At 56.1% G+C, this 3,519-nt stretch carries 6 protein-coding genes; 5 read left to right on the top strand and 1 reads right to left on the bottom strand.

Features of this window, described 5'->3' with window-relative positions:
• The first annotated feature begins 69 nt into the window (after window positions 1-69).
• The gene (locus HMPREF2935_RS10465) at window positions 70-666 is read left to right on the top strand and encodes a hypothetical protein (protein ID WP_246817827.1); all 597 of its coding nucleotides are present in this window, start codon (window positions 70-72) and stop codon (window positions 664-666) included.
• Between the two features lie 49 nt (window positions 667-715).
• Here the strand turns inward: HMPREF2935_RS10465 and HMPREF2935_RS10460 are convergent, their stop codons facing one another.
• Window positions 716-1,033 (bottom strand): Wadjet anti-phage system protein JetD domain-containing protein, encoded by a 318-nt coding sequence (locus HMPREF2935_RS10460; protein WP_070733134.1) that lies wholly within the window; start codon window positions 1,031-1,033, stop codon window positions 716-718.
• Between the two features lie 103 nt (window positions 1,034-1,136).
• Here HMPREF2935_RS10460 and HMPREF2935_RS13370 point away from each other — a divergent pair, with 103 nt between their 5' ends.
• Genes HMPREF2935_RS13370 through HMPREF2935_RS10440 form a run of 4 tightly spaced genes read left to right on the top strand, consistent with a single transcriptional unit; the run spans window position 1,137 to window position 3,427 of the window.
• Window positions 1,137-1,367: a hypothetical protein gene (locus HMPREF2935_RS13370; RefSeq protein WP_070733132.1), complete on the top strand. Its 231-nt coding sequence runs from the start codon at window positions 1,137-1,139 to the stop codon at window positions 1,365-1,367.
• Window positions 1,368-1,901, top strand: coding sequence for a TspO/MBR family protein (locus tag HMPREF2935_RS10450; protein WP_246817826.1), 534 nt, complete (start codon window positions 1,368-1,370; stop codon window positions 1,899-1,901).
• 21 nt (window positions 1,902-1,922) lie between these two features.
• Window positions 1,923-3,107: a TRAFAC clade GTPase domain-containing protein gene (locus HMPREF2935_RS10445; RefSeq protein WP_061923839.1), complete on the top strand. Its 1,185-nt coding sequence runs from the start codon at window positions 1,923-1,925 to the stop codon at window positions 3,105-3,107.
• 41 nt (window positions 3,108-3,148) lie between these two features.
• Window positions 3,149-3,427: a hypothetical protein gene (locus HMPREF2935_RS10440; RefSeq protein WP_235591067.1), complete on the top strand. Its 279-nt coding sequence runs from the start codon at window positions 3,149-3,151 to the stop codon at window positions 3,425-3,427.
• The last annotated feature ends 92 nt before the right edge of the window (window positions 3,428-3,519 follow it).

Below are 3,519 nucleotides of genomic sequence, written 5' to 3'. Positions count from 1 at the left end.
AACAAGCCCGGCCGGCGCATTCAACAACGCTACGTGAAGTGCCCCGAGTTTTGTTCCTAGGTATTTGCCTTGATTTCTATTATTTCCTGTGGCGGGATCTGCTTCCAAAAGGTCAAGCCCGCGTCCGTGGTTCGGGCGCTTGCCCGCATCAATATTTTTGTTTTCGTCCCACGCCGCACCCCCGCTGGCGCTGGTAGCGTTTATACATACCGCAACCGACAGCCACGGGAGGCCTATTCTATGAACGGCGATGTTACTGAGTTGCTTGTATGCGCCGGGGTAGTGCTTGTCATGGTGCTCTACTGGACCTACTACATTAGGTGCGTGCGGAGGCAACCTAGATCGGAAAAATGGTACGACGATGTCGACTTTGTAGGCGCAGAAAGTGATGGCGTCCTTTTTATTTATCCTTACTGCTCGCTCATCATGGGCGCTGCCGGCGCCATGGGGTTGGTCGCAAGTGCCAACCCTCCCGAGTTTGTCTACACGGTGCTGAAGGTTCCGCTCGTGGCAGCTTTCGTTGTCGGAGTCATTGGATTTACGGGCGCGGTCGGGGTTCCGCTTCCGTGGCCTTTTGTTCCGCGTTGGGTCGTCGATATCCGCAAAGCAAAGCGTGCTCGGAGGCGTGAGCGCAGACAAGCCAGAAAAAGAGAAAAGGAAGAATAGCTACTGCAGGAAGAGGCCATTTTGTCCAGCGTTCGCGGGGGTGGCAGCGTCACGCTGCTGCGAGCGTTGCATGAATCACCGCATTCACATGAGCAAATGGAATCCGCTCCTGCTCAATGCGCAGCCGGCCCGCAGTGAAGAGAAGGCGGTAGGCGCGCTGCTCTTCGGTGGTGAGGTGGGTAAGGGTGGCGGAGCCGTCGCCGGGGTCGGGGACAGCCAGGTGCTGGAATTCGGTGACGGTGGCTGTGTCCATGAGCAGTGACGTCGTGTGGGGGAAATGGGCGCGCACGGCGTTGAGGATGGCAAAGCCGGCGGCGTCGAGGTCGCCCCAGTAGGTGATGTGTCGTTCCGTCGGGGTACAACTCACGGCCGATAAAGCTCACGTGCCGGCGGGTATCTAGCACCACGTTGCGCCAGCGGAGATCCTCTGGCTGGCTCGAGCCCAAACGGCTCAAGATCTTGTCCAACGCGTGGTAGCGCGCAAGGGCAGTCTCTGTATCATCGGAGCCGAATTCGCCCAAGCTGTGGGAGGTGGCGGCATCAAGATCCCGCTGGAAATCCTGGACCACCTGGCCGCGAGCATCCTTGACGTCGATGCGCACGGTGCGCTCACCGTTGAAGGGAGAGCGCTCCAGGGACTTGTTGATGAATTCCATGCGCCTCTCAATATCACTGCGAGCACGGCGCAGGTCAGTGGTTAGGTGGGAGAGGTTTCGCACGGTGGAGCCGTTGAGAAGCTCGAGGAAGCGGGCGCGGAAATCCGCCAGGCGGTCGGCGCGGTGACCGCGTGCGGCGTTATCGGCTCGATGTTGAGCAAGCCGGATAGCCGCCACTACTGCAGCCTCAAACTCCCGAACTGGCAGCCACCGGCTATCGCGTTCCCAATTGTCTGGACTGCACTTTATGCTGACATCGCGGTCATCAACTCGATCGTTCTTGCCGACCACATCGAAGAAGACACCGCCAAATCCAAAGCCGCAGCACGCAAGCATGCCGCGGTTCTCGGTGCGAACCTCGCATGGAATGCCGGCTGGAGCGGCGTCTTCTTCCGCTCGAAGCGTAAGAGGCTGGCCGCCGTTTGGGCCGGCGTCCTGGCCGCAAGCTCCGGGGACCTCGTGCGCCGCGCCTGGAAGTTCGCACCCGAGCGCGGTGCGTTGCTCGCACCCTATGCGGCATGGACGGGCTTTGCCACCGTGCTCAGTGCGGAGATTGCGCGGCTTAATCGGAAGCGCTAGGGATTCGCTAAAATTTCTAACGTGGCAGATTTTCAATTTCACCAGCAAATCGCAGTATTTGGTCAAGCCGGAAGCGGAAAGACCGTTCTACTTTCGTCTCTCTACGGACACCTGAATGAGCAAAGTGTTGTGGACTCGAACGGCTACCGCTTCTTGGCGCAAGAATCGACCGATGGAAATCGTCTCCTTCAGCGCTACTACGGCATGAAGGAGAAGAATGTAGCTCCTGCAGCCGATAAATTTGTGTCTTCGAAGTACGACTTCAAGTTGATGCCGATTTCGGAACCGTTGGGTGAGCGAAGCAAACGCCCACGCATCCACATCACTTGGCGTGACTACCCAGGTGAGTGGTTTGAATCGAAGCCCTCGAGCGAAATGGAAAAGGAAGATAGGTCAGCAACTTTCCGTGAGCTCGTCAAATCTGATGTGGCTTTGGTCCTAGTTGATGGCCAAAAGCTTGTGGACTATGAAGGCGATGAAGCTCGCTACCTGAAGTCGCTATTCACCACTTTGCGCAATATGCTGCTTACGGTTCGTGAAGAGATTCTCGATGGTCACGAGCAGCTTGAGCAATTCCCTCGCATTTGGGTTATTGCGCTGTCGAAGGCTGACTTGCTCCCTGAGATGACAGCGCATGATCTCCAAAAAATGATCATTTTGCATGCAGCAGATGAGCTGAACGGGTTGCGCCAGGTCCTCGCTGACTTGGTAGAGGGCGATAAGGCTCTTTCTGTTGGTGAGGACTACGCAGTACTTTCTTCTGCGGAGTTCGCCCACGGCGAAATCGACGTCGAGCAGCAAAAGGGCTTGGAGGCAATCCTCCCGCTGGCCACCATCTTTCCGATTGAGCGCTACCAACGTTGGGCAAAACTACGAATCCTTCCAGCCGCTCTCTTGGATGAAAAGTTGGCTAAGGCAGGCATTAGCCTCATTATGACTCTTGCCTCCGGCTTTAACGCACAGAGCTTCGCTCCGAACCTCCTTAAAAAGTTGCCTAGAAGGTTGGCAGGTAAGTGGGGCAAGGTTCAGTTGATTGAGCGAATTATCCAAGAGCTTGCTGGTCTAGCTGTGCCAATGCTTGAAGAAAAACGCCAAAAGGCACTGGAGAATCACAACTTCTACGAGATGCTTCTATCCGATTTCGTTCTAAAGATTCGGCAGTCCATTGAAGACGGTTTCCTTAAGAGGTCGCCTCAATGGGGATAATTTGGGCGACTAGGGGAAAGAACTGGGGAAACTGCTTTCTCATGGATGGCGGTTTCCAGGACCCATTGCCGGAGTATCTTTCGGCTTTTTCTGGGCTGGAAAACTCTCGCGAGGTGTTCCAGAAGATGGGAGACCGCGTCATTATGAGGTTCGAAGACCCGGAAGGCCGACGCGATTGTTCCGGCCGCCCAATCGAGCATGATTTCGTCATTGATGGCCCAGAGCTGGAAGCGAAGTCTACGTTGGAAGAAGCACGCGACTTCGTTTGGCCGTTGGTAGCTGGCCAGTATGAAAAATGCTGGGCGGCGGACTCCGTCTAGCTAAGGCGCTGGGCGATACGCACTCTGCTGGCGAACCTACAAAACAAAGTGCGGCCCCTAACTGCGGCAAAGTGAACCGCATTGTGAATGAA

The sequence above is a fragment of the Corynebacterium sp. HMSC076D02 genome, assembly GCF_001813815.1.
In the GTDB taxonomy this organism is placed as follows: Bacteria; Actinomycetota; Actinomycetes; order Mycobacteriales; family Mycobacteriaceae; genus Corynebacterium; species Corynebacterium simulans.
This window is presented reverse-complemented; position numbering and strand designations above follow the sequence as displayed.

Bases quoted from the DNA above. Each gene is read 5' to 3' on its own strand.
- HMPREF2935_RS10440 (WP_235591067.1), top strand. From the start codon at position 3,149: ATGGATGGCGGTTTCCAGGACCCATTGCCGGAGTATCTTTCGGCTTTT.